24 protein-coding genes and 1 pseudogene are annotated in these 26,720 nt (G+C 70.5%); 12 read left to right on the top strand and 13 right to left on the bottom strand.

The annotated features are described in order from the left end of the window. Positions 1–36: 36 nt before the first annotated feature. The gene (locus CIB93_RS02675; RefSeq protein ID WP_257001979.1) at positions 37–1,086 is read left to right on the top strand and encodes an aspartate-semialdehyde dehydrogenase; all 1,050 of its coding nucleotides are present in this window, start codon (positions 37–39) and stop codon (positions 1,084–1,086) included. Between the two features lie 79 nt (positions 1,087–1,165). Here CIB93_RS02675 and CIB93_RS02670 read toward each other — a convergent pair whose 3' ends face one another. The 3 genes and pseudogenes from CIB93_RS02670 to gdhA all read right to left on the bottom strand — a co-directional run. After that, complete coding sequence (locus CIB93_RS02670) at positions 1,166–2,077, bottom strand: LysR family transcriptional regulator (protein ID WP_096623712.1); 912 nt, start codon at positions 2,075–2,077, stop codon at positions 1,166–1,168. A gap of 5 nt (positions 2,078–2,082) precedes the next feature. Continuing rightward, the gene (locus CIB93_RS02665; RefSeq protein ID WP_096623618.1) at positions 2,083–2,265 is read right to left on the bottom strand and encodes a hypothetical protein; all 183 of its coding nucleotides are present in this window, start codon (positions 2,263–2,265) and stop codon (positions 2,083–2,085) included. A 584-nt stretch (positions 2,266–2,849) separates the two neighbouring features. Further along, positions 2,850–4,022 (bottom strand): annotated as a pseudogene (gene gdhA, locus CIB93_RS02660) (NADP-specific glutamate dehydrogenase); the annotation flags it as partial. Between the two features lie 319 nt (positions 4,023–4,341). Between gdhA and CIB93_RS02655 the strand changes: the two are divergent. The 4 genes from CIB93_RS02655 (at position 4,342) to CIB93_RS02640 (ending at position 8,858) form a co-directional block, all read left to right on the top strand. Continuing rightward, complete coding sequence (locus tag CIB93_RS02655) at positions 4,342–4,794, top strand: RDD family protein (RefSeq protein WP_096623616.1); 453 nt, start codon at positions 4,342–4,344, stop codon at positions 4,792–4,794. Positions 4,795–4,820: 26 nt separating this feature from the next. Continuing rightward, positions 4,821–5,378, top strand: coding sequence for a GNAT family N-acetyltransferase (locus tag CIB93_RS02650; protein WP_096623614.1), 558 nt, complete (start codon positions 4,821–4,823; stop codon positions 5,376–5,378). Positions 5,379–5,715: 337 nt separating this feature from the next. Then, positions 5,716–8,319, top strand: coding sequence for a hypothetical protein (locus CIB93_RS02645; protein ID WP_143659977.1), 2,604 nt, complete (start codon positions 5,716–5,718; stop codon positions 8,317–8,319). Between the two features lie 191 nt (positions 8,320–8,510). Next, positions 8,511–8,858, top strand: coding sequence for a hypothetical protein (locus tag CIB93_RS02640; protein WP_096623610.1), 348 nt, complete (start codon positions 8,511–8,513; stop codon positions 8,856–8,858). A 118-nt stretch (positions 8,859–8,976) separates the two neighbouring features. Here the strand turns inward: CIB93_RS02640 and CIB93_RS02635 are convergent, their stop codons facing one another. Both CIB93_RS02635 and CIB93_RS02630 read right to left on the bottom strand, forming a co-directional pair. Further along, on the bottom strand, positions 8,977–10,248 hold the full coding sequence (locus CIB93_RS02635) for an Ig-like domain-containing protein (protein ID WP_096623608.1): 1,272 nt from the start codon (positions 10,246–10,248) through the stop codon (positions 8,977–8,979). Between the two features lie 236 nt (positions 10,249–10,484). Beyond that, the gene (locus CIB93_RS02630; RefSeq protein WP_257001978.1) at positions 10,485–10,949 is read right to left on the bottom strand and encodes a hypothetical protein; all 465 of its coding nucleotides are present in this window, start codon (positions 10,947–10,949) and stop codon (positions 10,485–10,487) included. A 108-nt stretch (positions 10,950–11,057) separates the two neighbouring features. Here CIB93_RS02630 and CIB93_RS02625 point away from each other — a divergent pair, with 108 nt between their 5' ends. Beyond that, on the top strand, positions 11,058–11,366 hold the full coding sequence (locus CIB93_RS02625) for a hypothetical protein (protein WP_096623606.1): 309 nt from the start codon (positions 11,058–11,060) through the stop codon (positions 11,364–11,366). Between the two features lie 86 nt (positions 11,367–11,452). Here the strand turns inward: CIB93_RS02625 and hutH are convergent, their stop codons facing one another. The 5 genes from hutH to CIB93_RS02600 form a co-directional block, all read right to left on the bottom strand. After that, positions 11,453–13,003: a histidine ammonia-lyase gene (hutH, locus tag CIB93_RS02620; protein WP_096623604.1), complete on the bottom strand. Its 1,551-nt coding sequence runs from the start codon at positions 13,001–13,003 to the stop codon at positions 11,453–11,455. Between the two features lie 76 nt (positions 13,004–13,079). Next, a complete protein-coding gene (locus CIB93_RS02615; RefSeq protein WP_096623602.1) occupies positions 13,080–14,234 on the bottom strand; it encodes a diguanylate cyclase domain-containing protein in 1,155 nt (384 codons plus the stop codon). Positions 14,235–14,337: 103 nt separating this feature from the next. Continuing rightward, positions 14,338–15,150, bottom strand: a complete 813-nt coding sequence (locus CIB93_RS02610; protein ID WP_096623600.1) for an enoyl-CoA hydratase/isomerase family protein — start codon at positions 15,148–15,150, stop codon at positions 14,338–14,340. Between the two features lie 138 nt (positions 15,151–15,288). Beyond that, positions 15,289–16,488 (bottom strand): adenylate/guanylate cyclase domain-containing protein, encoded by a 1,200-nt coding sequence (locus CIB93_RS02605; RefSeq protein ID WP_096623598.1) that lies wholly within the window; start codon positions 16,486–16,488, stop codon positions 15,289–15,291. Between the two features lie 169 nt (positions 16,489–16,657). Further along, positions 16,658–17,566 (bottom strand): biotin--[acetyl-CoA-carboxylase] ligase, encoded by a 909-nt coding sequence (locus CIB93_RS02600; protein WP_096623596.1) that lies wholly within the window; start codon positions 17,564–17,566, stop codon positions 16,658–16,660. A 156-nt stretch (positions 17,567–17,722) separates the two neighbouring features. Here CIB93_RS02600 and CIB93_RS02595 point away from each other — a divergent pair, with 156 nt between their 5' ends. From CIB93_RS02595 to CIB93_RS02580, 4 genes are all read left to right on the top strand, one after another. Continuing rightward, the gene (locus tag CIB93_RS02595; RefSeq protein ID WP_096623594.1) at positions 17,723–19,303 is read left to right on the top strand and encodes an acyl-CoA carboxylase subunit beta; all 1,581 of its coding nucleotides are present in this window, start codon (positions 17,723–17,725) and stop codon (positions 19,301–19,303) included. 38 nt (positions 19,304–19,341) lie between these two features. After that, the gene (locus tag CIB93_RS02590) at positions 19,342–19,548 is read left to right on the top strand and encodes an acyl-CoA carboxylase epsilon subunit (RefSeq protein WP_047178449.1); all 207 of its coding nucleotides are present in this window, start codon (positions 19,342–19,344) and stop codon (positions 19,546–19,548) included. An 86-nt stretch (positions 19,549–19,634) separates the two neighbouring features. Further along, on the top strand, positions 19,635–19,763 hold the full coding sequence (gene mmpB, locus CIB93_RS38590) for a morphogenic membrane protein MmpB (protein ID WP_096623592.1): 129 nt from the start codon (positions 19,635–19,637) through the stop codon (positions 19,761–19,763). Positions 19,764–19,808: 45 nt separating this feature from the next. Then, on the top strand, positions 19,809–20,432 hold the full coding sequence (locus CIB93_RS02580; protein ID WP_096623590.1) for a nucleoside triphosphate pyrophosphatase: 624 nt from the start codon (positions 19,809–19,811) through the stop codon (positions 20,430–20,432). 23 nt (positions 20,433–20,455) lie between these two features. Here CIB93_RS02580 and CIB93_RS02575 read toward each other — a convergent pair whose 3' ends face one another. Further along, complete coding sequence (locus tag CIB93_RS02575; RefSeq protein ID WP_096623588.1) at positions 20,456–20,893, bottom strand: hypothetical protein; 438 nt, start codon at positions 20,891–20,893, stop codon at positions 20,456–20,458. A 353-nt stretch (positions 20,894–21,246) separates the two neighbouring features. Here CIB93_RS02575 and CIB93_RS02570 point away from each other — a divergent pair, with 353 nt between their 5' ends. Both CIB93_RS02570 and CIB93_RS02565 read left to right on the top strand, forming a co-directional pair. After that, positions 21,247–23,001, top strand: coding sequence for a biotin carboxylase N-terminal domain-containing protein (locus CIB93_RS02570; protein ID WP_096623586.1), 1,755 nt, complete (start codon positions 21,247–21,249; stop codon positions 22,999–23,001). Positions 23,002–23,198: 197 nt separating this feature from the next. After that, positions 23,199–23,741, top strand: coding sequence for a TetR/AcrR family transcriptional regulator (locus tag CIB93_RS02565; RefSeq protein WP_096623708.1), 543 nt, complete (start codon positions 23,199–23,201; stop codon positions 23,739–23,741). Between the two features lie 7 nt (positions 23,742–23,748). On the opposite strand, the gene CIB93_RS02560 is transcribed toward CIB93_RS02565, so the two are convergent. Together CIB93_RS02560 and CIB93_RS02555 are read right to left on the bottom strand one after the other, a co-directional pair. Further along, positions 23,749–26,220: a tetratricopeptide repeat protein gene (locus CIB93_RS02560; RefSeq protein ID WP_143659976.1), complete on the bottom strand. Its 2,472-nt coding sequence runs from the start codon at positions 26,218–26,220 to the stop codon at positions 23,749–23,751. After that, positions 26,217–26,654 carry a hypothetical protein gene (locus CIB93_RS02555; RefSeq protein WP_143659975.1) on the bottom strand — a complete coding sequence of 146 codons (438 nt, stop codon included), beginning with the start codon at positions 26,652–26,654 and terminating at the stop codon, positions 26,217–26,219. Before CIB93_RS02555 ends, CIB93_RS02560 begins: the two co-directional genes overlap by 4 nt. Positions 26,655–26,720 lie beyond the last annotated feature (66 nt).

The following is a 26,720-nucleotide window of genomic DNA, read 5'->3' as shown; positions in this document are numbered from 1 at the left end:
GCCCCGGACCCCGTCCACCGCCCTACTCGATCGGCGATGCCCATGCCTCTGGTCGACGACCCCCTTGCCCCGCGCATCGCCGTCGTCGGCGCGACCGGCGCGGTGGGCGGCACCCTGCTCGACGTCATCGAGGACCGGGGGCTGCGCTACCGGGCACTGCACCTCCTGGCCTCCGCACGCTCGGCCGGGCGGGAGATCCGGGTCGGGGACCGGGAGTACCGGGTGGGCGAGCTGACCGGCTTCCACTTCGGCGACGCGGACGTGGTGTTCTTCTCCGCCGGGCACGCCGTCAGCAGGGCCTGGGTACCGGTCGCGGTCGCCCACGGCACCCTGGTGATCGACAACACCTTCGCCTTCCGGATGAGCGCTGACGTCCCGCTGGTCGTCCCGCAGGTCAACTCCGCGGAGCTGGACCGCCGCCCGGCGGCCGGGGTGATCGCCAACCCGAACTCCGTCACGATCCCGCTGGTCCGGGTCGTCCAGGACGTGGAGCGCCGCTGGGGGGTGCGCCAGATCTCCGTGAGTACGTACCAGGCGGCGTCCGGCAGCGGTCACTCCGGCATCGAGGAGCTTCAGGAGGCGTCCCGGCTCGCCCTCCAGGACCCCCAGGCGACGATGCCCGCCGAGGAGTTCTCGCCCGGGCTGGCCTTCAACGTGGTGCCGCAGATCGGCCGGGTGCTGGACGACGGCTTCACCCTCCAGGAGCGCAAGCTGCTCCAGGAGTCCCGCAAGATCCTGGGCCTGCCCGGCCTCGACATCACGGCGACCTGTGTCCGGGTCCCGGTGGTCAACGGCCATTCCGCGGCGATGTGGGTCGAGTGCCTGAAGCCGGTGGACCGTGCGGAACTGTGCCTGTTGCTGGGCGGGCTGCCCGATGTGACCGTCCACGGCGACGGGATGCACGGCGACATCCTCACCCCCGCCACCCTCGGCGATCCGAACCATCTGCATCTGGGCCGGATCAGGATCTCCCCCACCAACCCGAACAGCTTCCTGCTCTGGCTGGTCACCGACAACCTCCGGGTGGGTGCCGCGCTCAACGCCCTCCAGATCATGGAGACACTGGTCGCCAAGGGGCACCTGTGAACGCGAAAGGCCACCGGCACGCCGAAGACGTACCGGTGGCCGGTCCTGAGAATCACGGCAGCCGCTGCAAGGCGCCTGCTCAGCCCACCAGTTGCAACTGGGGCCGGTCCTGTGCCATGAACTGGACCGTACGGTCGAGGAACACCCGCATCTCCCGGGTGAGCCGACGGCCCCGGCGCCACGCGATCTGCGTGTACACCTCGAACGGCGGCTCCCAGTCGAGGACCGTCAGGGTTCCGGCGGCGACCGCGTCGGACACCGTCATCTCGGGCAGCACGCTGACCCCGAGACCGGCCGCGAGTCCGCGCTTGACCGACTCGATGTTCCCGAACTCCAGCAGCTGTACGGGCCGTGCGGCGCCGGAGTTGAGCTCGGCCTCCAGCATTCCCCGGTACGCGCACCCCGCCTCGGGCGCCAGGACCCGCGCCCCGCGCAGCTCCCCCGTGCTCACCCGGCGCACCGACGCGAGGGGGTGGCCGGGCGCGGCGACCGCGACCAGCGGTTCCCGCCCCAGCACCTGGGTCTGCACACCCGGGTGCTCCGTGTCCGCCTCCATGAGGAACCCCATGTCGAAGGCGCCCTGCCGCAGCGCCTCACAGGTCTGGGCACACTGGCTGGGCCGCAACGCGAGCTGGAGCAGTGGGTAGCGGTGGTGGAAGAACTCCAGCACCGGCGGCATGCGGTACGAGGTGAGGCTCTCGGTCGTCCCGACGGTGAGCACCCCGGAGGGCTCCGCCCAGCCGGTGGTGCTGTCCCGGGCCTCGTCGACGAGAGACAGGATCCGCTCCGCGTACGGAACGAGCCGCTCCCCGGCGGGGGTGAGCCGGATGCCGCCCCGCAGCCTTTCGAAGAGCTCGACGCCCAGGGCCACTTCCAGCCCCTTGACCTGGGCGGTGACGCTGGACTGTGCGTATTTCAGCTCGGCTGCGGCCCGGGTGAAGCTCAGCAGCGTCGCGACACGGTGAAAGGTGGTGAGCTGTCTCAGATCCACCGGTATCACTGCCAGCCCATGTCCGCCCGGGGCACATCGGCGGACGCGGTCCCCTCCGCCGTGACGGCGGACGCGGAGACGGCCGCGTCGGCGGTGTCGGTGGCGGTGATCACGCCGGCGGGTGCGAGCAGCGCCGTGGCGGCGAGCACGGTGAGAGCAGCAGCCTTGGCGATACGGGCATGGAGCATGATCGGCGTCCTTTCGGCAGGTGAATCCACGGAGAACGGTTGCGACTGAGAGGTGTTTCCTGGCGGACCCGTCCGCCTCGAAGTAGCATCGCCGCTGGTGAACCTTGGGGGGAAGGGAATCGGCGGGCCGCTTTGGGTCATGACCCAAAGGGGCCACCGAGTCACTGAACGGCCTGTCGGCGGGCCGCCCCCCGTGCCGTAGCAGAAGGACGACGGAGCGATACCGCTGGAACGGGGAACTGAGCGATGCTGGAACTGCTGGGGCTGGATACGCACACGGAAGCGGTGTACCGGGCCATGCTGGAGCACCCTCAGGACGGCGTCACCGCGCTCGCGCGTCATCTTGATCTCTCCGAGGACGCCGTCCGCGCGGCCTGGGACAGGCTGGCCGAACTGTCACTGCTCCAGCCTTCCACCGGCTCCGCGCAGCCGCCGCGGGCCGTCAGCCCCGAGCTCGGGCTCGATTACCTGCTGGCCCGCAGGCAGGCCGAGTTCGCCGTCCAGCGGCAGCGCATCACCGCCGCCAGGACCGCGGCCTCCCAGCTGATATCCGAGTACGCCGGCCGCCGTCCGGCCGGCGGCCCGGTGGTCGCCACCCCGCCCGCGTTGGCCGCCTTGCCGGGCGCGAAGGCGACGCCCGCCTCCTGGAAGACCCGGACCGCCTCAGGGGTGGTGGGCATGTTGGCGCCCTCCGCGACCGCCTTGACCCCGTTGCGCACGAGGTCGAGCGCGTCGGCCTCGTGCAGTTCGTTCTGCGTGGCGCAGGGCAGGGCCACGTCCACGGGAACCGACCACACTCCCGTACCGGGCACGAACCGGGCGTGTGTGCCGCGCCGTTCGGCGTACTCCGAGACCCGGCCGCGACCGGCCTCCTTGACCTCCTTGAGGAGGGCGAGGTCGATGCCCTTCTCGTCGACCACGTAACCGCCGGAGTCCGAGCAGGTGATGACGGTCGCGCCGAGCTGCTGGGCCTTCTCGATGGCGTAGACGGCCACGTTGCCGGAGCCGGAGACCGCGACGGTCTGACCCTCCAGCGACTCGCCCCGGCTGCGCAGCATCTCGGCGGTGAACAGGACCGTGCCGTAGCCGGTGGCCTCCGTACGGGCCTGTGCTCCGCCCCAGCCGAGGCCCTTGCCGGTGAGGACGCCGGACTCGTAACGGTTGGTGATCCGCTTGTACTGGCCGAACAGGTAGCCGATCTCGCGGCCGCCCACGCCGATGTCACCGGCGCGGACGTCGGTGTACTCACCCAGGTGGCGGTGGAGTTCGGTCATGAAGGACTGGCAGAACCGCATGATCTCGGCGTCGGAGCGGCCCTTGGGGTCGAAGTCCGCCCCTCCCTTGCCGCCGCCGATCGGCATGCCGGTGAGGGCGTTCTTGAAGATCTGCTCGAAGCCGAGGAACTTCACGATGCCGAGGTTGACCGAGGGATGGAAGCGCAGCCCGCCCTTGTACGGACCGAGCGAACTGGAGAACTCGACCCGGAAACCGCGGTTGACGTGGATGTCGCCGGAGTCGTCCGACCACGGCACCCGGAAGATCAGCTGGCGCTCGGGTTCGCATATCCGCTCGATGATGCGGGCGTCCACGAACTCGGGACGCCGCGTCAGTACGGGGCCGAGCGTCTCCAGGACCTCGCGGACCGCCTGGTGGAACTCCTGCTCGCCCTGGTTCCGCCGCAGGATCTCGGCGTAGAGCGGCTCGATGACCCGATGGGACGCTTCGGGCATACGGGCGGGGTCGGGAATGACCGGCATCTGATCAAGACCTTCCGTGGGCGGCTCGTGGGCCCCGATTGTCCCGCATCAACCGATGATCTTCGAGGGCTGTCCACACAGCGCCCCGGGCGGCGCGGGCACCATGTCTCCCGAAAGCAAGCAGAACGTAAGGGTGCTGTAAACAACGTGGGGGCACGGGAGTTACCCGTCAGGAACAGGGACACTTCGCCTGACGATCAGTCATGATGCCCCCATGACGAAGCCGTGGCGCCCGGAACATCCCGGGTATCCGCACCCCCCGGCACGCCCCGCTCCCGGGCTCCACGGGCAGCCCCGCATACCCAGGGGCACGGGTGACATGCGGCGCTATCTCGCGGTCGGGCTCGACTGCTATCTGTGTCTGCTGGCCGTCGGGCTGCTGGTGCGGTCCTGTCTGGACTCCGGCGGGACGGGGCGGGCGGTCGCCCTGCTGGTCGCCCAGCTGATCGTGCTGTCGTTCGCCAACCAGGTGCTGCTGACCATGGTCGTCCGGGCGAGCGCCGGAAAGCTGATCATGGGGGTCCGGGTGATCCGGCTGCCCGACGCGGGCCGCCCAGGCTTCCGCCGCCTGGTGCTGCGCTGGCTGTACGGGCTCCTCTGGCTGCCCCTCCAGCCCTGGTACCGGCTCCGGTGCCCCGCACCGACGGCCCGCACACCGGAGCGGCCCCCGGGCTGCCACGCCGAGCCGCACGAGGACCTGGCGGGGGTGCGCCAGGTCCGCCGCAGCGATCTGCGGCTCTACCGGGCAGCGGTGGCGGGCCGGACCGACTGAGCTCCTCCTTCGGTAGGTTGACGGCCATGACCGCCCTCGGACCCGTCGCCTGGCCGCCCGCCCCGATACCGACAGGACGCCTCGTGCTCCGCACCGCCGAGTCCCGGGACCGTACGACGTTCGTCGAGTTGTTCTCCTCGCCGGAGGTGTACACCTACCTCGGCGGCGCCCGCCCCCGCGCCGAGCTCGACCGCGTGATGCCCGAGGCGCCCGGACAGCGCCCAGGCCTCTTCGTGATCGATCTCGACGGGGCGATGATCAGCACGGTCACCCTCGACCGGCGCGACGCGAACCGCCCGGGCCGACTGCGTCCCGATGGCGAGGAGGCCGAGATCGGCTACCTTCTCCTGCCCCGCGCCTGGGGCCACGGGTACGCCGCCGAGGCGTGCGCGGCGGCGCTCGGCTGGTTCGCCGACGCGCTGCCCGGCGAACCGGTGGTGCTCTGCACCCAGACCGCCAACGCCCGCTCGGTACGCCTCGCGGAGAAGCTGGGCTTCACCGAGTTGGAGCGGTTCGAGGAGTTCGGCGCCGAGCAGTGGTTCGGCGCGTGGTCCCCCGGCCACACCGTCCGACGGAGGGGCTGAGAAGTCCCGTCGAGGGGTGGAGAAGCCCCGTGGAGGGGCCGAGAACGCCGGTGCGCCGAAGGCGGCGGCAGGGGTCCGACAGCTTGACGGCCCGCGGTTCGTCGCCGACGCGAGCCGGCTCTCGCAGTCGATCACGCTGGGCTCCACCGGCGTTCGCAGGGTCCACCAGGTGCGCCAACACCGGTAAACAGGCCAGACGTTGGCTTGTTTGATCATTACGCTCACCACCCGTCGAGCGTTCCATTGCCCCCGTAATGCACCCAGGTCACACAGGTCACACAGGTACCGAACAGCACCAGACGGGGCGAACGTGAAATCACTCATGCGCCGGCTCCGCATGCCCATAACTCTGGGCATCGCCGCCGCACTCTCCCTTACCGCCTGCGGAACGGGAGCACAGAACGTAGGGGCCGTACAGATCTCGGACTCGTCCCCGGCATCACGAAAGACGGATGCGGCGGGGAAGACCGGCAGGGACGAACCGGACGCGATCTCCTTCAAGCCTGACGGGCCGGTCGCCCTCACGGGTCGGGTCATCGGCGAGGAGACGCTCAAGGGCGCCGATTTCCAGCTCTCCGCCGACCCCGACCCCGAAACGGTCGGGGAACTCAAGCCAGGAGACACGGTAAGCCAGCTACCCTTCCCCGATGCCGAGTTCGAAACCCGCAAGAACGAGTTCGCGGTAAAACTCGACATCGACGACATAACCGACCCGGACTACATCAATGACAGAAATATCGTGACACTGTCATTGACCATCAGGATACCGGGAAAGAACGGTTCCGATAAATTCGCCTACACCGGGGCATCCGTGGAGTACACGGGCTCCAATCCCGGCGTGATCCCGTGGTCGGATACACGGACGACACCAGGGCATGGCGGAGAAAAAATACAACCGGACGACGAGGTCCGCCCCGAGTTCATCGAGGTCACCCTACAGGCCCCCTCACCAAAGAACCTGATACCCCGTACGTCATCGCCCAGAGTTGCGAGTGCCGCTGCTGAAACACCTCCGCACTGCTCGATGAAGACCTTCATAAGGAGCGCCGATGTGTGGTCGAACATCGGTGAAACCTACCCGGTGGGTGACGGCAAGGGCGGCATGACGTTCACCTCGGAGGCAAGCGCCAAGTACGAGGGTGCGGTCAGCTTCGGAGGCTGGTCGGCGTCCAAGGCGGTTGAGATCAAGAGCGGCATCGAAGGGGTATGGGAACCCGTCGGCTGGCCACGGAAGTACCTGGTGGAGATCCGGTACAAGAAGTACCAGTGCGTGTACCAGAGCAAGGACCAGGCCGCTGTCTGGACGGTATGGGAACCCAGCGGGCATACCGGCGGCTCCGACCACGTAGGCGGCGACGAATACGACGACTACAAGGACCGGGTTCAGCGGCCGGACTGGGTAGGAATGAATGAGGAAGACCACTGCACGAAGTCGACCGTCGATGCGTGGAACCGGGACAACTCGGCCGGTGGCTCCGAAAGCCTCGGCTGGGAAGGCAAGCTCACCGCTGGTGCGAAGAATCAGTTGGAGATCGGCATAGAACTCGGCGTGTCACGGGAATGGTCCACCTCGTCCAAGATCACCTACAACATGACCAAAGACGTCGACAGGCTCTGCGGCATGGACGAGAAGCCGGGATTCGCCAGCAAGATCGCGCAGTACGCCAAGGTCGCCCCCTCCGGAACGTGCCTCAACGTGGAGATACCGGAGGCCAAGCAGGTCGAGCCGAAGGCCCCACCGGAGCAGCAGTTCAACGAATACGCGAAGAAGACCCCGGACGGGTGGACCGGTGGCGACTCCACCTACTCGGTACGCCTTCCGGACGGGCGCCTGCTGTACATATTCTCCGACACGTTCCTGGGGCCGCTCAACAAGGACGGCACCAGACCGGTGAGCGCCCCGTTCGTGAACAACTCCTTTGTCATTCAGGACGGAACCGACCTGAAGACCGTCACCGGCGGGACGAAGGAGAATCCGCGCTCCCTCATGACGGACCTGGACAACGATCCCACCAGGTGGTACTGGCTCGGTGACGGGATGATCTCGGATGTACAGCTTGAGGGGGAGCTGCGCCCGACGAAGCGCCTGCAGATCATCTTCCACCAGTGGCACCGGTATGACCCTGACGACCTCTGGGGGTTCAGGCTGGAGAAGACGATCGTAGCCACCTTCGATCTCAACGACCTCACGAGGCCGGCCCACGTGAAGGACATCCCGTCCTCCCCTGTCGTACCGAGACTGAGCCCCACGCAGTGGGGGGCGGCCATTGTTCCCGCAAGTGAGAGCGGAGACGGGTACACCTACGTCTACGGGATTGAGGACGCCCCGACCAACAAGCGCATGAGGGTAGCGCGCATCAAGGGGACCGACCTCAACAAGGATTACAAGTGGGAGTTCCTGAACGACGGCAGGAAGGCGTGGCTGGGCAAGGAGTCGCTGGGCACCACCAACCTGACGGGTGTGGCCAATGAATTCAGTGTCACCAAGTGGGGGAACTCGTTCGTGCTCGTCAGCCAGGACAGCACAGAGGCCTTCAGCCAGAGAGTTCGCCTGTGGGCATCCTGCAACCCCTATACCGGGTTCAGGAACAACCCCGGCCGGGACGTTGTCTACATGATGCCCGAGGTCGGTTTGTGGGGAAGCTATGGCGACGGGAACATATTCGCCTACAACGCCCATGTGCACAGAGACTTGTCATCCGGTAGCCGGTGGACCCTCTCCTACAACGTCAACAGCTTTGATGCCACCGTGGGGGAGGACGGGGCCCACTACAGGGACCCCAGTATCTACAAGCCCCGGTTCGTATCTTTCGCCCTCGTACCCTCTACACAGGGCGTGAGCGCCGAGGTACAGGATCTGATACCCAAGGACTCGTCACCCGGCGTCGACAGCCCCTGCACGACCGCATGCAGGGGCGTGCCGCAGCTCAGCGGGCGGTAGCCAGGCGGTAGCGGGCGGGTCCGGTCGGCAGAGCCGGGCCCGCCCTTGCCGTGCATGTGGTCTCCCGGTCACGCCGACAGCCGGTCCGGCTACAACGGGCATCCTGAACCAGACGTATCGCACCTCACCCGTCAGCGGTGAAGTGGCTGAGCTCCAGGGGGGAGTTGAGGACCCCGGTACCGTGATCCCTCATGACCACCAAGCCAGAACACGAGAAGACCAACGAGGAGTTCATCTCCCCTCGTCGCAGTGAACAGTCCGGCCCCGTGGCCTACACCCGCTACCGGTGCACGTGGACCCGGGCCCGTGACGAGGTCATTGGCCAGCTGTGGCTCGGACTCGCCACGTTCACGGGCTCGATCATCGCGCTGATCGTCGCGGCGAACAGCGAACCGGGCCCGGACAACGAGACCGCGACCGCCCTTGTCTGGGCGTGGGCACTGGGAATCGCCGCGGTCATATCGTTCGTACTGACTCTCTGGCGCTGGCCTGTCGAGTACCGCGCCCACCCGCCTGCCCCGGGTGACCAGACCCCTTAGCCGATGGGTGGGTGTCGGAGAGGCACCGGACACGCCGAAGGCGGCGGCCCCGGAGCCTTCCGGGGCCGCCGCCTTCGGGCGGGGACGGGGGTGAAGCAGAAGCGATCGGACCGGTGGATCAGACCTGGGAGCCGGCCTTCCACTGGGCCCAGTCCATGTTCCAGCCGTTGAGGCCGTTGTCCGGCTTGATGGTCTTGTCCGGGGAGTTCTTGACGATGACCACGTCGCCGACGAGCGAGTTGTCGTAGAACCAGGCGCCGGGCGCGTTGGGGTCGTTCGCGCCCTTCACGTCGGCGAGACCCACGCAGCCGTGGCTGGTGTTGGCGGAGCCGAAGATGCCCTTGCCCCAGTAGTTGCCGTGGATGAAGGTGCCCGAGGTGGACAGACGCATCGCGTGCGGCACGTCCTTGATGTCGTACTCGCCCTTGCCGTCGTCATCGGTGAAGCCGACGGTGGCGCCGTTCATCCGGGTCTCCTTGTACTTCTCGGAGATCACCATCTGTCCGTTGTACGTGGGGGTCTCGGGCGAGCCGGCGGAGATCGGGATGGTCTTGATGGTCTTGCCGTCGCGCGTGACCGTCATCATCTTGGTCTTCGCGTCGACGGTGGACACCTGGTTGCGGCCGACCTTGAAGGTCACGGTCTTCTGCTGCACGCCGTAGACGCCGTCGGCGCCCTCGACGCCGTCGAGCTCCAGCTTCAGCGTGACGGTGGAACCGCCCTGCCAGTAGTCCTCCGGGCGCAGATCCAGGCGCTGGGAGTTGAACCAGTGGCCGACGACCTCCTGGCCACTGCTGGAGGTCACGGTGATACCGCTCTGGACGGCCTTCTTGTCCGTGATCGGCTTGTTGAAGTTGATCGAGACGGGCATCCCGACGCCGACCGTGGAGCCGTCCTCGGGGGTGAAGTTCCCGATGAAGCTGTTGTCGGGCGAGACGGTGGTGAAGGAGCTGTTCTCGTGGGCCTCGCGGCCCTTCGAGTCGGCCGCCGTGGCGGAGATCTTGTACGTGGTGGACCGCGCCAGCTGGCCCGAGGGCTTCCAGCTGGACCCGTCGGCCTCCAGGGTGCCCTCGACCGGGGTGCCGTCCGCCGTGGTCATGACGACCTTGGTCAGCTTGCCCTTCTTGACGGAGACCTGCGCGGCGTTGTTGATGCTGGCGTTGGTCGCGCCGTTCTTCGGCGCAATCGATATCTGTGCTTCGGAGGCCTTCTCGGCCGCCGCCCTGTCGACTTCCTGCGCCTGTGAGGACTCCGAACTCCCGGCGCCCGTCTTTCCGCCCTTGTCGCCGTCGTCGGTACAGGCCGAAAGCACCAGCACGCCGCCGAGCAGTGCGGACATGGCCACGAGACCCCTGCGCCGCTTGCTGTCCGTCATCACACGCTTCTCCATCGTTGCCGATTCCCCAAAAATCCCCGGACGGGACCGCCAGGCCACTTTCCCCGTCAATGTTCCAAGAACACCCGGAACGGGTGCTCCGTTCCGCATCCATGGAAGATGTGGGGAACACCACTCATCGACGCGCCCGCGGCAGCGGTGGTTCCCGTGGCCGGGAACCGGTTCCGCGCCGCCGCACAGTGCGGCCCCGGTCCGCGGTCGAGCGGGTCCGGGGCCGGTGTTCTCACACGTCAGACCCGTTGTGCGGGGTCACCGTCCTCGCGGTCGTTCTTCCCATTGTGCGTGACCGTGGAACCGGGCCCCTCCTCGTCGCCCTCGTCCAGCGGCAGGAACAGAGCGTCCTCCTCGTCGTCCGCGTCCTCGTCCCAGCCCTCCGCGTCGGGGTCGAAGTCGATGCTCTCGCTGCTCCAGGACGCCTGGGCCAGCTCCACCCCGGGCACCTCGCCGACCAGGTCGAAGGGGTCGACCAGTGAGGCGAGGGCCTCAGCGCCGTCCGCCCGGACAGCGGCCTCGGCATGCATGCGCTCCTCCTCGCCCCGCTCATCGGCATCGCTCACGGCGACCTCCGCAAGCGGCTCCCCGTACTCGGCGGCGATGGATTCGAGAGCGGTACCGGTCAGGGCGTCGAGGTCGGTGACCTCCAGCACCATCTCCACGCGAAGTCGAACAAACCTGGATGTCTCTTCAGTGGTCATAGGCCGGAGCGTAAGGCTCGTCGAGGCCACGACTTTCCTCCGACCCGCTGCTTTGCTTAGCATCGACCCACGGGGCTAACTCACGGTTGTCGCAAGGGGATCGAATCTGTGTCCGTCGCTCGTCGAACACTGCTGACCGCCACCGCCGCGGGCACACTGCTGGCCGCTCTCTGGTTCGTCCCGTCGGCCAACGCGACCGTCGAGAACCCCCCGAGCGGCGCTTCGCCCGCCACGCCGGGCCGGGCCGCCGAGCAGCCCGCCGGTGACCCCGACGACGCCTCCGGGGCGCGCCTCGCCGACACCGGTCCGGGCCTGGACACCACCCCGTATCTCATCGGCGGCACAGCCCTGTTGGGCATCGGCGCGGGCTTCGTGACCTACTCCGTACGCCGTTCCGGGACGCGCCCGGCGCTCTGATCCGTACGTACGAGAAGGGCTGCCGCTCCCCCCGGTGCGGCAGCCCTTCCGCGTAAGCCCCTTCGGGGCCCGTTACGGGGCGCGGCTCAGGCCAGCGTCCCGGTGACCGGCTCCACGGCCGCGACGAGGCGTCCTTCCCGGACGAACGCGTCGGCGGCGGCCAGGTCCGGGGCGAGGTAGCGGTCCGGGCCCGGTCCCTGCGCCCCAGCGGCCCGCAGCGCGGCCACGGCGGCCTGCGAGGCGGGGGCGGGGGTGAGGCCCTCGGCGGCGCGCAGCTCGACCGCGCGGGTCGCGGCGTACAGCTCGACGGCGACGATCCGGGTCAGGTTGTCCACGGCCGTACGCAGCTTGCGCGCGGCCGACCAGCCCATGGAGACGTGGTCCTCCTGCATGGCGGAGGACGGGATGGAGTCGGCCGAGGCGGGGACGGCGAGCCGCTTCATCTCGCTGACCAGGGCGGCCTGGGTGTACTGGGCGATCATCAGCCCGGAGTCGACCCCGGCGTCGTCCGCGAGGAACGGCGGCAGGCCGTGCGAGCGGTTCTTGTCGAGCAGCCGGTCGGTACGGCGCTCGCAGATCGAGCCGAGGTCGGCGGCGACGATCGCGAGGAAGTCCAGGACGTACGCGACGGGCGCCCCGTGGAAGTTGCCGTTGGACTCGACCCGCCCGTCGGAAAGGACCACCGGGTTGTCGACGGAGGAGGCCAGTTCGCGGCCCGCGACCACGGCCGCGTAGTCGAGGGTGTCGCGGCCGGCGCCGTTGACCTGGGGGGCGCAGCGCACCGAGTAGGCGTCCTGGACCCGGGGCGCGTCGTCCTGGTGATGGCCCGTCAGCCCTGAACCGGCCAGCACCCGCAGCATGTTGTCCGCGCTGACCCCCTGGCCGGGGTGCGGGCGGATGGCGTGCAACTCGGGGGCGAGGACCTTGTCCGTGCCGAGCAGCGCCTCCAGGGAGAGGGCGGCGGTGATGTCGGCCGAGGTGTAGAGGCTCCGCAGGTCGGCGAGGGCCATGACCAGCATGCCGAGCATCCCGTCGGTGCCGTTGAGGAGGGCCAGGCCCTCCTTCTCGCGCAGCTCGACGGGGGCGATGCCGTGCGCGGCCAGCAGCTCGCCCGCCGGCCGGACCGTGCCGTCGGGGCCTTCCGCGTCGCCCTCGCCCATCAGGGTGAGCGCGCAGTGCGAGAGGGGTGCGAGGTCGCCGGAGCAGCCGAGCGAGCCGTACTCGTGGACGACGGGCGTGATGCCGGCGTTGAGCAGGTCGGCCATGGTCTGCGCGACCTCGGGGCGTACGCCGGTGTGCCCGGAGGCGACCGTCTTCAGCCGGAGGAACATCAGCGCGCGGACGACCTCGCGCTCGACGCGGGGACCCATGCCCGCCGCGTGCGAGCGGACGATGTTGCGCTGGAGCTGGGCGCGCAGCTCGTGGCTGATGTGGCGGCTGGCGAGCGCACCGAAGCCGGTGGAGACGCCGTAGACCGGCTCGGGCTTGGCGGCGAGCGCGTCCACGATGAGGCGGGCGGCGGCCAGGGCTTCCACGGCGGCGGCGGAGAGCTCGACCCGGGCGCCGTGGCGGGCCACGGCGACAACGTCATCGGCGGTGGTTCCGGACGTCCCCACCACAACAGTGTGCATATCCATATTCAGCAGCGTACGGACTGAACACCGCTATGTCACTAGTGGTTCGGCACTGGGCTCCTTACCTCCGGGCAACCGCTCACGGCCGGTTGCCGCGCAGCCTGCGGCGGTCGTGCGCGGACTTGGGCGGGGAGTCCGCGAGCCGGATGACCTCGCCGTCCCGCCCGGCCACCACCGGCCTGAGCGAGCGCGCGGCCTTGGCCCGGTACTGGGCCGCGTCCGCGAGCCGGAAGAGCCGACGGGCCGAGCGCACCGGGCCGATCGGGTCGCCCGTCGACGCGACCCCGCAGGCCACCCCGTCGCCCAGCTCGATCACCGCCGACCGGTCGCACAGCTCGGTGGCCACCTCCACCACGTCCTCGGCCGGGGGACCCGCCGCGAGCAGGCAGAACTCGTCACCGCCGAGCCGGGCCGCCAGCGCCTCGGGCAGCATCGCCCCGCACAGCGACAGCACCGAGCCGAAACGTTCCAGCAGGCGGTCGCCGACGGCGTGGCCGTGGGTGTCGTTCACCGCTTTGAGGCCGTTCAGATCGCAGACGACCAGGCTGACCACCGTGTCGTCGGCGCGGTGCCGCTCGATGGCCTCGTCGAGCCGGATGTCGACGGCCCGGCGGTTGGCGAGCCCCGTCAGCGGGTCGGTGAAGGCCAGCTTGCGGACCTCCTCAAGCCGCTCGGTCTGGGCGATCCCGGAGGCCACGACGGCGGCGAGGACGGTCGCGAAGTCCGCGTCGGCCCGGCCGAAGACGGGCTGCCCGGCGGGCCGCGCCACGTACAGCTCGCCCCAGGCCCGGCCGTGCAGCACGATCGGCGCGACCACGCAGCAGCCCCGGCCGCGCCGCCGGAGCGCCGCGACCCGCTGGTGGCAGTACGGGCGGGCGCCGCGTGCCGGGCCGCCCGCGCCGGGCTGGCCGTCGGCGGTCTCCACCCAGGCGTCGGGCTCGCCGCCACCGGCCCAGCGCTCGTGCAGGAACTCGGTGATCTCCGGGAACTCGTGGACCGGGTAGGCCTCCTCCTCGGGGAACTCCTCCTCCCCCTCGGCCCGCTGCCCCGCGTTGACCAGCACCCGCAGCCTGCCCCGGTCGCGCTCCCACACGGAGAGCGCGGCGAAACTGCCGTTCAGCGCCTCGCAGGCACCCAGCGCCGCCGCCCGCCACGAGTCGCGCGGCGTGTACGCCGCGGCCATGGTCTGCGCCAGCGAAACCACGGCCCGCAGCCGCTCATCGTCACCACCCATTCGTACAGCTTATGTAGATTTGTTCACTTTTGATCAGTTTGATGCCTAACTAATTTCGCCCTTTTGTGAACAGATCACTCGCTCTCCGCAACACGTCACCCGCTCATTCCCCGGGCCAGTCGGGGCGACGCTTCTCGTTGAACGCGGCCACCCCCTCCGCCCGGTCCCCGGAGAAGGCCACCGACCGCCAGGCCGCGTCCTCGACCTCCAGGCCCGCCCGCAGATCGAGCCCGTGCCCCAGCCGCAGCGCCTTCTTGGCCGCGCGCAGCCCCACGGGGGAGTTGGCCGCGATCCGGCCGCCCAGCGCGAGGGACTCCTCGCGGTCCCGGCCCGCCTCGACCAGCTCGTCGACGAGCCCCAGCTCGCGGGCTTCGGCGGCCTCGACCCGGCGGGCGCTGAAGACCAGCTCGGCGGCGCGCGCCGCCCCGACCCGGCGCGGCAGCAGCTGCGTACCGCCGCCGCCCGGGATGACGCCCACCGACACCTCGGGCAGCCCGACCACGGTGGTGGTGTCGGCGACGATCACATCGCAGGCGAGGGCGAGTTCGAAGCCGCCGCCGAGAGCGAAGCCGTGCACGGCGGCGATCACCGGCATCGGCAGCTCCAGGACGCCGGTGTAGGCGGCGCGGGCGGTCGGCCGCTGGCGCACGAGGTCGGCGTCGGTGAAGGAGTTGCGCTCCTTGAGGTCCGCGCCGACGCAGAAGGCCCGCTCATGGCTGGAGGTGAGGACGGTGGCGCGGACGTCCCGGTCGGCGCCGAGCGCCTCGCAGGCGGCGGCGATGGAGCGGGCCATGTCGGTGGAGACGGCGTTCATGGCCTTCGGCCGGTCGAGGACCAGCTCGGCGACGTGCCGCTGCCCCTCGTGCCGCCGTACGACGACGAACTCCCCGAACCGCTGCTCGGACGTGACGGTCATGGCTGCACCCCTGTCGGTTGACGACTGCCGGTTGACGACGTCCACTCGACGACGCCTGTTAACGAGCGTTATCGACAGGGATCCTAGACAGGGCGGCGGTCCCACCGACAGAGCGGGCCGGGGTGGAGGTGCGAGGGCTCAGGAACCGCTCTTCCCGCGCCGGGCCAGCAGCCACGGCTCCACCACGCCGAGCCCGCGCACCGGCCGCTGCCACATCGGCTGGAGCCCGAAGCGGTACGTGGGCAGCGGCGGCTCGTCGTCCGGCTCGCGGCCCTCCTTCTCGGCGAGCCGGGCCCGCTCGGCGGCGGCCGCGGCATCCTCGGCGGCCTGCGCCTCGGACTCCGGGGCCTGACCGTGGCGGATCAGCTCCTTGGCGAACGCCCCGTCGACCAGGACGGCGTCCTTCGGGGCTATCGAGGTGAGCCGGCTGGCGAGGTTCACCGTGGTGCCGAAGACATCGCCCATCCGGGTGGTGACCGTGCCGAAGGCGATGCCCACACGCAGCGCGGGCATCGTCTCGTCCTGGGACATCGCCTCGATCAGCCGGAGCGCTATCTCGGCGGCGGTGCCGGAGTCGTCGGCGGCGAAGAGCACCTCGTCGCCGAGGGTCTTGATGAGCCGCCCGCCGTGCGCGGCGACCAGGTCGGCGGCGGTCGTCTCGAAGGACTCGACCAGCTCGCCGAGCTCCTCCTCCTCAAGACGCCGGGTCAGCCGGGTGAAGCCGACCAGGTCCGCGAAGCCGACGGCGAGCCGCCGGTCGACCATCTCCTCGTCGTCCGCGGCCTGCACGACCCGCCCGGTGGCGGCGGCCAGCTGGCGCCGCCACACGTAGACGAGGAACTCCTGAAGCTCCGGCAGCAACAGCTCGACCAGCGGATACGTGACCTCGGTACGGGTCATGCCGGGCTCGGGCGGCTCGGTCAGGCCCTCCAGGAACGAGTCGATCTGCCACTCGGCCAGCCGGGCGGTGGTCTGCCCGGTGGAACGGGCCACCTGGATCGCCATCGGCTCACTGAGCAGCCCCGCCTCGACGAGACCGGCGAGCCGGCGCAGGGCGAGGACGTCGGCCTCGGTGAGCGCCCGGGCCTGGCCGATGTCGGCGAAGCCCATCGCCCGCCAGAACCGGGAGGCCAGATCCATGGAGACCCCGGCGGTACGGGCCGCCTGGAAGGGCGTGTAGCGGCGGTCGGCCCCGAGGATCAGCTGTTCGAGCCGGATCGCGAGGGGGTCGTCGGTCGGTTCGGCCGTGTGGTCGACCTCGTGGTGGGGTGTGGCGTGGACCGAGGAGTCCGGCCCGGGCTCCTCACCCGCACCGGACGTCGTGTCGCCGACGGTCACCAGCCGCCTCCTGCCCGTTCCCTGCGCACTGCTCTGCCGATCTGTCGCTCGATCGCCTCAACGATACGGCAGGTGTGCCCTAGCTCACGTCCTTGGTTGACCGATACGGGTGCGTCGCGCGTGACATCGGGCGCGCGGGCGCACTCCGCCCCCGCTTCCGTACGCCTTCTCAGGTCAGCCCGCCGGCCGCCCCGCGCAGATGCACGATGTCGCCCGCCGACACCGGCTGCCGGAGCCCGTCCTCGGTGGAGAGCACCAGCCGCCCGTCCCCGTCGATGGCGACGGCCTCGCCGACCAGGGACGTCCCGCCCGGCAGCTCCGCCCGTACGGTCCGGTCGAGGGTCGCGCAGCCCGCGGCGTACGCGGCCTGGAGCCCGCACGCGGCCGCGTCCCCGCCGGCCGCCTTCCACTCCCCGTACCAGTGCTCCAGCGAGCGCAGGACGGCCCGCAGCAGGGTCTCCCGGTCGGTGGAGACCGCTCCGGCGAGCACCAGCGATCCGGCGGTGGGGGCGGGCAGCTCGTCGGCGCGCAGCGAGACGTTGATGCCCAGGCCGACGACGATGCCGTCCCCGGCGAACTCCCCGAGGATGCCCCCGGCCTTGCGTTCCTCACCCGGGGAGGCCTCCCCCGGACGGCGCCCGTCGGAGCCCTTGGGGATCGTGACCAGCAGGTCGTTGGGCCACTTCAGCGCCATGTCGACGCCCGCCGACTTCGCGAGCCCGGTCGCGGCGGCGACCCCGGCCAGCAGCGGCACCCACCCCCACCGCTCCACCGGGATGTCGCCCGGCTCCAGGTACACGGAGAAGAACAGCCCGGAGCGGGGCGGGGCGGCCCAGGTCCGCTCAAGGCGCCCGCGCCCGGCGGTCTGCTCCTCGGCGACCAGCACCGTGCCCTCGTCCGCCTCCCCCGCGCGGGCCCGCCCCGCGAGGTCGGTGTTGGTGGACCCGGTGGACTCCACCACCTCCAGCGAGCGCCACAGCGCGTCCGGTCGCAGCAGTCCGCGGCGCAGCGCGGTCACGTTCAGGGGCGGCCGGTCGAGGTCCGACCAGCGGTTGTGTGGCGCATCCGGTGGTGTCATGCAAGCCACCCTAGGTGTGGGAAAGGACGCACTGCCGAACCGTAGGCGCGCCGATACGCTACGAGTCAGTAGCCAGAGCCGAACGGACGACCGGCCCGTCCCCCCGTGACCGTTGCCGGACCCCGTCCCCGTGACCAGGCAGGGAGCCGCCCCCCGATGTCCGAGCCGCAGACCGACATCCACACCACCGCGGGCAAGCTCGCGGACCTGACGCGCCGCATCGACGAGGCGACGCACGCCGGGTCGGCACGCGCGGTCGAGAAGCAGCACGCCAAGGGCAAGCTGACGGCCCGTGAAAGGGTCGAGCTGCTGCTGGACGAGGGCTCCTTCGTGGAGCTCGACGAGTTCGCCCGGCACCGCTCCACCAACTTCGGCATCGAGAAGAACCGCCCGTACGGCGACGGTGTCGTCACCGGGTACGGCACGGTCGACGGCCGCCCGGTCTGCGTGCACTCGCAGGACTTCACGATCTTCGGCGGCTCGCTCGGCGAGGTCTACGGCGAGAAGATCGTCAAGGTCATGGACTTCGCGCTGAAGACCGGCTGCCCGGTCATCGGCATCAACGACGGCGGCGGCGCGCGCATCCAGGAAGGCGTGGTGGCGCTCGGCCTGTTCGCCGAGATCTTCCGCCGCAACGTGCACGCCTCCGGGGTGATCCCGCAGATCTCGCTGATCGTCGGCCCGTGCGCGGGCGGTGCGGTCTACTCCCCCGCGATCACGGACTTCACGGTGATGGTCGACCAGACCTCGCACATGTTCATCACCGGACCCGACGTCATCAAGACGGTCACCGGCGAGGACGTCGGCTTCGAGGAGCTGGGCGGCGCCCGTACGCACAACACCACCTCCGGGGTGGCGCACCACATGGCGGGCGACGAGAAGGACGCCATCGAGTACGTCAAGTCCCTGCTCTCCTACCTCCCTTCGAACAACCTCTCCGAGGCCCCGGCATTCCCGGAGGAGGCGGACCTCGCCACCACCGACGAGGACCGCGAGCTGGACACGCTCATCCCGGACTCGGCGAACCAGCCGTACGACATGCACACGGCGATCGAGCATGTGCTGGACGACGGTGAGTTCCTGGAGACCCAGGCCCTGTTCGCGCCGAACATCGTCACCGGCTTCGGCCGGGTCGAGGGCCACCCGGTGGGGATCGTCGCCAACCAGCCGATGCAGTTCGCAGGCTGCCTGGACATCAACGCGAGCGAGAAGGCGGCCCGCTTCGTCCGCACCTGCGACGCGTTCAACGTCCCCGTCATCACCTTCGTGGACGTGCCGGGCTTCCTGCCGGGCGTGGACCAGGAGTACGGCGGCATCATCCGGCGCGGCGCGAAGCTGATCTACGCCTACGCGGAGGCCACGGTCCCGCTGATCACCGTCATCACCCGCAAGGCCTTCGGCGGCGCGTACGACGTCATGGGCTCCAAGCACCTGGGCGCCGACCTCAACCTCGCCTGGCCGACCGCGCAGGTCGCCGTCATGGGCGCGCAGGGCGCGGTGAACATCCTGCACCGGCGCACCATCGCGGCCGCCGAGGACCCGGACGCCACCCGGGCCGAGCTGATGGCTGACTACGAGGACACGCTGCTCAACCCGTACGTGGCGGCCGAGCGCGGGTACGTCGACGCGGTGATCATGCCGTCCGACACCCGGGCGCACATCGTCAAGGGGCTGCGTCAGCTGCGGACGAAGCGGGAATCCCTGCCTCCGAAGAAGCACGGCAACATCCCGCTCTAGCCGCTCGCCCGCTCGCCCTTTCACAGAGAGGTCTGCCCATGATCAAGGTCGTACGGGGCAACCCCACCCCGGAGGAGCTGGCCGCCGCACTGGCGGTGGTCCGGGCGCGTGCCGCGGCGGCGTCCGCCGTGTCGTCCGGCGCGCCGCTGCCGCCCGAACAGTGGTCCGACCCGGGGCGCATCGCGCGTACCGGCCGCCCGCAGCCGGGCCCGCGGGCCTGGGCGCGGACGTACTGGCCGGCCTGAGCCCTCAGGAGCCGCCCCCGCCACCGGGGGCGGCTTGAGTACGGGTACTCAGGCGCCGCGGCGGGCTGCGCAGCAGGATCGGAGCCATGCTGTGGTCCGACCCCGAGAACAAGCCGCCGAAGGAACTGCGCGACGTCCAGGCCATGATGCGCAGAGCGGGCGTCCTGCTGGCGCTGGCGATGCTGGTGGCGATGTTCGTGCTCGGCATCCACTGACGACTGCCGGATCTCCGGGCCTCCGGCTCTCCGGGCCCTTCTACGATGGCCCGTATGACTGATCAGCCCCAGCCCCAGCGCCGTCTCGTGCTCGCCTCCGCCTCCCCCGCCCGCCTCGGTCTGCTGCGCCAGGCCGGTTTCGCCCCCGAGGTGATCGTCAGCGGGGTGGACGAGGACGAGCTGAGCGCGCCGACCCCCGGTGAGCTGGCTCTCGTCCTGGCGCGGGCGAAGGCGGCGGTGGTCGCGGAGCGCCCCGAGGCGGCGGGCGCGCTGGTCATCGGCTGCGACTCGGTGCTGGAGCTGGACGGCGAGGCGCTGGGCAAGCCCGCCGACGCCGAGGAGGCCACCGCCCGATGGAAGTCCATGCGCGGCCGGTCCGGCATCCTGCGGACCGGGCACAGCGTGATCGACACCGCCGCCGGCCGCACGGCGTCGGCGACCGCGTCCACCGTCGTACGGTTCGGCGAGCCGAGCGACGACGAGGTCGCCGCGTACGTCGCCTCGGGCGAACCGCTGCACGTGGCGGGGGCGTTCACCCTGGACGGCCGCTCGGCGCCGTTCATCGACTCCATCGAGGGCGACCACGGCAACGTGATCGGCCTGTCGCTGCCGCTGCTGCGCCGCCTGCTCGGCGAACTGGACCTCTCCGTAACGGATTTGTGGGCCTGAGGCGATCGTGGCCCCGCTGCCGCTCAGGCGGTCGCCGGGGCCGCTGTGTCGCTCACGGGCTCCTCGGCGCCGGGCTCGGGCCCGTACGACAGCAGGGTGAGCACCAGCAGGGCCAGCACGGCCATCATGAACGCGAAGGCGCCCCAGCCCACCAGGCCGACGGTGACCGCGCCGAGGACCCCGTGCACGACCGCGCAGCCGATCAGGGCGATCCGCCCGGCGCGCCCCGGCGACCGGTCACGGACCCCGGCCAGCAGGGCGACCAGCCCGCACAGGACGAGCAGCAGCCCGCAGACCCCGCCCATCACCCAGGTCCCGGCGGACATGACCTTGGGGTCCATGCCGGCGAGCGACATGTTCTGGTTCTCGGTGACCGTGGCCAGGACGGCGTTGATGAGCACGATGCCCACCGCCTCCCCGAACAGCACGAGCGCCGTCACGATCGCCACCGGCCTGCGCATCAGCGTCCCACCCCTGTTACCTCTGGTACGTGCGTAGCGCGGACCCTACTCACCGGTATCCCTTCGGACAAGGGATCGGACGTCCCCGTGCGCCGCGCAAAGAATCCACCGGGCGTTCGTAGGGAGTCCACAAAGAAACGCCGTGAGGCGTTGACCTTCAGGACAGAGACCTGCACCACACCGGATGGTTACTGTGCCGTTGAGGATCCCGGCGTACCGTGGTGCCACAAGGGATTTCACTACTGGGGCAAGCCTCGGATCACACTCCGTGTGGGCAAGCTCACCATTGGGGACGGGTCGTACGGCCGTGTCGGTAGTCCCTAAACTCAGCTTGTTTCGAGGAGGGAGTCATCGTGCGCAAGGTGCTCATCGCCAACCGTGGCGAAATCGCTGTCCGCGTTGCTCGGGCGTGCCGGGACGCGGGGATCGCGAGTGTCGCGGTCTACGCCGAGCCGGACCGGGACGCGCTGCATGTCCGGGCCGCTGACGAGGCGTTCGCCCTGGGCGGTGACACCCCGGCCGCCAGCTATCTGGACATGGCCAAGGTGCTCCAGGCCGCCGCCGACTCGGGGGCGGACGCGATCCACCCGGGTTACGGATTCCTGTCGGAGAACGCGGAGTTCGCCCAGGCCGTCCTGGACGCCGGGCTCACCTGGATCGGCCCGCCGCCGCAGGCCATCCGCGATCTCGGCGACAAGGTCGCGGCCCGGCACATCGCCCAGCGCGCGGGCGCCCCGCTCGTCGCGGGCACCCCGGACCCGGTCTCCGGCTCCGGGGAGGTCGTCGCGTTCGCCGAGCAGCACGGGCTGCCGATCGCGATCAAGGCGGCCTTCGGCGGTGGCGGCCGCGGGCTGAAGGTGGCCCGCACCCTGGAGGAGATCCCGGAGCTGTACGACTCCGCGGTCCGCGAGGCGGTCGCCGCGTTCGGCCGGGGCGAGTGCTTCGTCGAGCGCTACCTCGACAAGCCGCGCCACGTGGAGACCCAGTGCCTGGCCGACTCCCACGGCAACGTGGTCGTCGTCTCCACCCGGGACTGCTCGCTCCAGCGCCGCCACCAGAAGCTCGTCGAGGAGGCCCCGGCCCCCTTCCTGTCGCAGGCGCAGAACGAGGAGCTGTACGCGGCCTCCAAGGCGATCCTGAAGGAAGCCGGCTACGTCGGCGCGGGCACGGTCGAGTTCCTGGTCGGCCTGGACGGCACGATCTCGTTCCTGGAGGTCAACACCCGCCTCCAGGTCGAGCACCCGGTCACCGAAGAGGTCACCGGCATCGACCTCGTACGCGAGATGTTCCGCATCGCGGACGGCGAGGAACTGGGGTACGGCGACCCGGCGGTGCGCGGTCACTCCTTCGAGTTCCGGATCAACGGCGAGGACCCGGGCCGCGGCTTCCTGCCCGCCCCCGGCACCGTCACCACGTTCGCCCCGCCGACCGGCCCCGGTGTCCGCCTGGACGCGGGCGTCGAGTCCGGCTCGGTCATCGGCCCGGCGTGGGACTCCCTCCTCGCCAAGCTCATCGTGACCGGCGCGACCCGCGAGCAGGCCCTCCAGCGTGCCGCCCGCGCGCTCGCGGAGTTCCAGGTCGAGGGCATGGCCACGGCGATCCCGTTCCACCGGGCCGTCGTCGCCGACCCCGCCTTCACCGCGGACCCGTTCACGGTGCACACCCGGTGGATCGAGACCGAGTTCGTCAACGACATCAAGCCCTTCGCCGCGCCCGCCGAGGCGGACGCGGAGGACGAGGCAGGGCGGGAGACCGTCGTCGTCGAGGTCGGCGGCAAGCGCCTGGAGGTCTCGCTGCCGTCCTCGCTGGGCATGAGCCTGGCCCGTACGGGCCTCGCGGCCGGAGCCAAGCCGAAGCGCCGCGCCGCGAAGAAGGCCGGTTCCGCCGCCTCGGGCGACAGCCTCGCCTCGCCCATGCAGGGCACGATCGTGAAGATCGCGGTCGAGGAGGGCCAGGAGGTCAAGGAGGGCGACCTCGTCGTCGTCCTGGAGGCCATGAAGATGGAGCAGCCGCTCAACGCGCACCGCTCCGGCACGGTCAAGGGCCTCACCGCCGAGGTCGGCGCCTCCGTCTCCTCCGGCGCCCTCATCTGCGAGATCAAGGACTGACCGCACAGTGCACCGGCCTGGGGCCCGGTCCGCGTCGCAGGACGCGGACCGGGCCCCTCGCCGTCAGTGGCATCCTGGAACCGACGAGGGGCCGAGGACCAGGACCGAGGGAGGGGCAGGAGGCCATGGCAGGGGCGATCCCGGCGGACAGGCACACGGCTGCGGACACGAGCACGGACCGGCCGCCCGTCCGGCCGATGCGCGCGGACGCACGGCGCAACCACGACCGGCTGGTGGGCGAGGCCCGCAGGTCCTTCGCCGAGCACGGCACCGATGCCTCGCTGGAGGACATCGCCCGGCGCGCGGGCGTCGGCATCGGCACCCTCTACCGGCACTTCCCCAACCGGGACGCCCTGATGAACGCGGTCTTCCAGGACGCTCTCCGCTCCCTCCTTGACCGCTCCCGGGAGCTGGCGGCGGCGGAAGCACCGTGCCGGGCGCTGGTGGAGTGGCTGGGCGCGATCGTCACTCATGCGGGTGAGTACCGCGGCCTGGCCCACGCCCTGATGTCCGCGTCCCGCGACGGGACCTCGGCCCTCGTCCAGTGCCATCTGCCGCTCCGGGAGGCGGGCGCGGGGCTGCTGCGCCGGGCCCAGGAGAGCGGGTCCGTACGGGCGGACGTCTCCATCGACGACCTGCTCCAGCTGACGAACGCGATCGCGCTGGCGGCGGAGGAGTCGCCGGACGATCCGGAGCTGGCGGACCGGCTGCTGCGGCTGACGCTGCGGGGGCTGAAGTAGCTGCCGCTCAGTCGTCCGGGGGTGTCGTGAGCTCGTTGGTGAGGTCCTGGCCGAGGGCGTCGGCTGCCTTCAGCCGAAAGTAATGGGCCACGAGGCGGGTGTTCATGGTCTGCGAATGCTCGGGGCCCAGTACGCGTTCCTGTACAGCGAGGACGTCCGCCAGCAAGGCGGCCGCATCGCCCATCCGGCCCAACTGCCCCAGGGATTGGGCGTAGGCGAAGCGGGCTTCCAAGGTGAAGGGATGTTCCGGGCCGAAGGTGACTCCCCGGCTAGCGAGAATCTCCTCCTGAAGGGACAGGGCTTCATCCGTGCGCCCCGCTCTCATGTACCAGTAGGCCAACCGTGCCACCGCCTTCACAGAGGCGGGGTGTTCTGGGCCGTCGGTCCGTTGGTGGAACGCGACGACCTGCTGCTGCATGGCGACGGCGTCGTCTGGGCGGTCGGCGCTGCCGTAGTAGCGGGCGAGTATCGCCCTCATCAGAACGGTTTCGCCGTCGTCCTCGCCCAAGGTCCGCTCAGATTCCGCCAGCAGCTCTTCCCCCATGGCGACGCTCTCCTCCGGACGGCCGGCGAGATTAAGGCAGTTGGCCATCACAACACGAGCCAGACGGATACTGGGGTGCGACGTTCCGCTCAGGCCCTCGATCCCAGCAAGAACCCGCTCCTCCAGCGGATCGGCTTCCTCGTGCAGCCTGCTCATGCGGTAAGAGAAGGCCAGAAAGCCCGCTGCCGCGAGAGTCTCGGGATGGCGCCACCCCAGCTCGCGCTCAGCGTAGGAAAGATTGCGCTCCATGAGCGGAATCGCGTCCTGATGACGGCTCATCTCCCGGTAGGAGAAAGCAAGACGGTCGCGGGCCAACCGGGTGCTGTCGTGGTTCGCGTCGAGATGGCGTTCGTTCTGCTCGATCAGCCACTCGTTGTAGGCGATCGATTCCGTCGCATGGTGGTAGCCCGCGAGGCTTCGCCCGGCCCGATTGAGGACGGGGAGGCTGAGCGGATGCCACAGGTCAGCACCCGCGTGCCGGGCCAGAGCCCCAGTATTGGCGCGTAGGACCACTCCGAGATCCGGAGACACGTCGTCGGAGTCGGGCCAGGCGGCGAGAAGCCCCCGGGCCGCCGAGATGCTCACCGAGATGCCGTACTCCTCGACCACCGTCTCACGGACAGCACGCCCGGTGAGCGCATGGCAGCGCACCGCGCGCAGTTCGTCGCGGGGGTCGCTGGTGATGAGCCCGTACCGGTGCAGGGTCCGCAGGACAGCGTGCGCCTCCTCGGCCGTGACCGGCACCGGAGGGGTCGCCCGCCGCCACCACCGCCTCTTCACGTACGCGCCTTCTCGGAAGTGAGTCAGATACGAGAGCACCGCCTCGGTGTCCCACAGTGCGTGCGGGTGGCCCGCCGGATCGAGAAGAGCGACGAGGGCGAGGGCGGGCTCAGCCAGGTCCTGGGGCTCCGAGCGCTGTGCGGCGTCGAGGGAGAGCAGCAGGCCCGTGGCCACCCTGCGGCCGTACCCCTCGGTGTCGCCCTCCGGCGGCAGGAGCTGGTCGAGCCGTCGGCCGCTGTCCCGGAAGCGGTCCAGGTAGACCGCGCAGGGTGTGCCCTGGTTGATCAGGTACGCGGCGGCATGGCCGAGGGCCAGCGGGAGGCAGCCCAGCTCCTGGGCCAGGCCGTCGGCAGCCTCGTCCAGGAGGTGGTCGCAGCCGTCGCCGTGCAGGCGGCCGCTCAGGTAGTCGCGCGCCTCCTCCGGGGTGTAGACGTCGACGTCGACCCGCCTCCGCCCGGCGCCGGTGAGACGGGCGTCGTTCAGCCGGGTGGTGGCCAGGGCCCACCCGACGCCGCCGGTCCGGCTCTCGGGCCACCACTCCTCCATGCCCGCCGGGTCGGTGACGTCGTCGAGGACGATGAACCAGGTGCGGGAGGTCGTCGCCAGCCAGGAGAGGAACGCTTCCGCGTCCTCCTCCGGGCGGACGCCCCGCAGGCCCGGCGCGCCGACGAGGGCGGCGGCGTGGGCGTACGCGGCGATGACCTGGTGCACGTCGCTCGCCGGGGCCCACAGCACCAGGTCCGTACCCCCGCGCACGGCCTCGGCCGCGTAGAAGGCGGCGAGTTGGGACTTGCCCACACCACCGCCGCCGGACAGCACCAGGGCCGCCGCGGACTCGGAGGAGACCGTGGCGTCGATCCGCTCCCGCAGCGCGGCCCGTGGCTGGAACGCGGAGGCCAGTGCGGGAATGCGGCCGATCCGCAACGGCCACCGCACCGGCGGGCTCTCGCCGGACGGGTGCAGGTGGTACTGCCGCTGGTCGAAGACCTGGCTGCCCGGGCCGAACGCGTTGTTGCTGACGTCGCGCCCCGCGCCGACCCCGCCGTCACCGGCCCGCACGCGCACCGAAGCGGCGGACAGGAAGTGCTCCTCACCGCCGGGTACGCCGGTGCCATCGGCCGTACCGCGTCGCCTCCGGGGCCACCGAGGCGTCACCGCCGCTCGCTCTCGTCCCCGATCGCGTTGCCGCGGACGTCGCCCGCCGCGCCGATGCCGTCGCGCCCGACCCGCAGGTCCGTGCTGCCCGGCTGCGCAGATGCCGGTCCACGTCGGGGGCGGGAGGACGTCACCCGAGAACCCCGGCCGATGGCGTTGTCGCTGACGTCCCCGCCCGCGACGATGCCGCCGCGTCCGGCCCTCAGGCGGCGCCTGTGCTCTCCGGGACCGCCGGGCCCGCCGGGACGTACCAGCGTCACCACCGCCACCACCAGGGCGATCAGCCCCGCGACGGCGCCCGCCAGACTGGCGGCCCGGTCCGCGGTGTCCATGTCCACCAGGACGGCGACCGCGATCAGCCCTGCCGTCGCCGCGCCCGCCAGGACCGCGACGGCCCACACCGCCGCGCGACCGGCACCCGACACCCCTGCCATGGCAGCCCCCTACAGGCCGAGCAACATGTCCAAGCCCATTGTGTATCAGGGACGTTGAACTGTCGG

This window comes from Streptomyces sp. WZ.A104 (assembly GCF_002382885.1).
Lineage (GTDB): Bacteria > Actinomycetota > Actinomycetes > Streptomycetales > Streptomycetaceae > Streptomyces.
The sequence above is the reverse complement of the archived record's forward strand: the minus strand, read 5'-3'. Positions and strand labels throughout refer to the sequence as shown.

Excerpts from the sequence above, each read along its gene's own strand:
- CIB93_RS02655 (WP_096623616.1), top strand. The coding sequence starts at position 4,342 with ATGCGGCGCTATCTCGCGGTCGGGCTCGACTGCTATCTGTGTCTGCTG.
- CIB93_RS02615 (WP_096623602.1), bottom strand. The coding sequence starts at position 14,234 with ATGGGTGGTGACGATGAGCGGCTGCGGGCCGTGGTTTCGCTGGCGCAG.
- CIB93_RS02575 (WP_096623588.1), bottom strand. The coding sequence starts at position 20,893 with ATGCGCAGGCCGGTGGCGATCGTGACGGCGCTCGTGCTGTTCGGGGAG.
- CIB93_RS02595 (WP_096623594.1), top strand. The coding sequence starts at position 17,723 with ATGTCCGAGCCGCAGACCGACATCCACACCACCGCGGGCAAGCTCGCG.
- CIB93_RS02665 (WP_096623618.1), bottom strand. The coding sequence starts at position 2,265 with ATGCTCCATGCCCGTATCGCCAAGGCTGCTGCTCTCACCGTGCTCGCC.
- CIB93_RS02630 (WP_257001978.1), bottom strand. The coding sequence starts at position 10,949 with ATGACCACTGAAGAGACATCCAGGTTTGTTCGACTTCGCGTGGAGATG.
- mmpB (WP_096623592.1), top strand. The coding sequence starts at position 19,635 with ATGCTGTGGTCCGACCCCGAGAACAAGCCGCCGAAGGAACTGCGCGAC.
- CIB93_RS02635 (WP_096623608.1), bottom strand. The coding sequence starts at position 10,248 with ATGGAGAAGCGTGTGATGACGGACAGCAAGCGGCGCAGGGGTCTCGTG.
- CIB93_RS02640 (WP_096623610.1), top strand. The coding sequence starts at position 8,511 with ATGACCACCAAGCCAGAACACGAGAAGACCAACGAGGAGTTCATCTCC.
- CIB93_RS02645 (WP_143659977.1), top strand. The coding sequence starts at position 5,716 with ATGCCCATAACTCTGGGCATCGCCGCCGCACTCTCCCTTACCGCCTGC.
- hutH (WP_096623604.1), bottom strand. The coding sequence starts at position 13,003 with ATGGATATGCACACTGTTGTGGTGGGGACGTCCGGAACCACCGCCGAT.
- CIB93_RS02610 (WP_096623600.1), bottom strand. The coding sequence starts at position 15,150 with ATGACCGTCACGTCCGAGCAGCGGTTCGGGGAGTTCGTCGTCGTACGG.
- CIB93_RS02590 (WP_047178449.1), top strand. The coding sequence starts at position 19,342 with ATGATCAAGGTCGTACGGGGCAACCCCACCCCGGAGGAGCTGGCCGCC.
- CIB93_RS02675 (WP_257001979.1), top strand. The coding sequence starts at position 37 with ATGCCCATGCCTCTGGTCGACGACCCCCTTGCCCCGCGCATCGCCGTC.
- CIB93_RS02580 (WP_096623590.1), top strand. The coding sequence starts at position 19,809 with ATGGCCCGTATGACTGATCAGCCCCAGCCCCAGCGCCGTCTCGTGCTC.
- CIB93_RS02555 (WP_143659975.1), bottom strand. The coding sequence starts at position 26,654 with ATGGCAGGGGTGTCGGGTGCCGGTCGCGCGGCGGTGTGGGCCGTCGCG.
- CIB93_RS02565 (WP_096623708.1), top strand. The coding sequence starts at position 23,199 with ATGCGCGCGGACGCACGGCGCAACCACGACCGGCTGGTGGGCGAGGCC.
- CIB93_RS02650 (WP_096623614.1), top strand. The coding sequence starts at position 4,821 with ATGACCGCCCTCGGACCCGTCGCCTGGCCGCCCGCCCCGATACCGACA.
- CIB93_RS02600 (WP_096623596.1), bottom strand. The coding sequence starts at position 17,566 with ATGACACCACCGGATGCGCCACACAACCGCTGGTCGGACCTCGACCGG.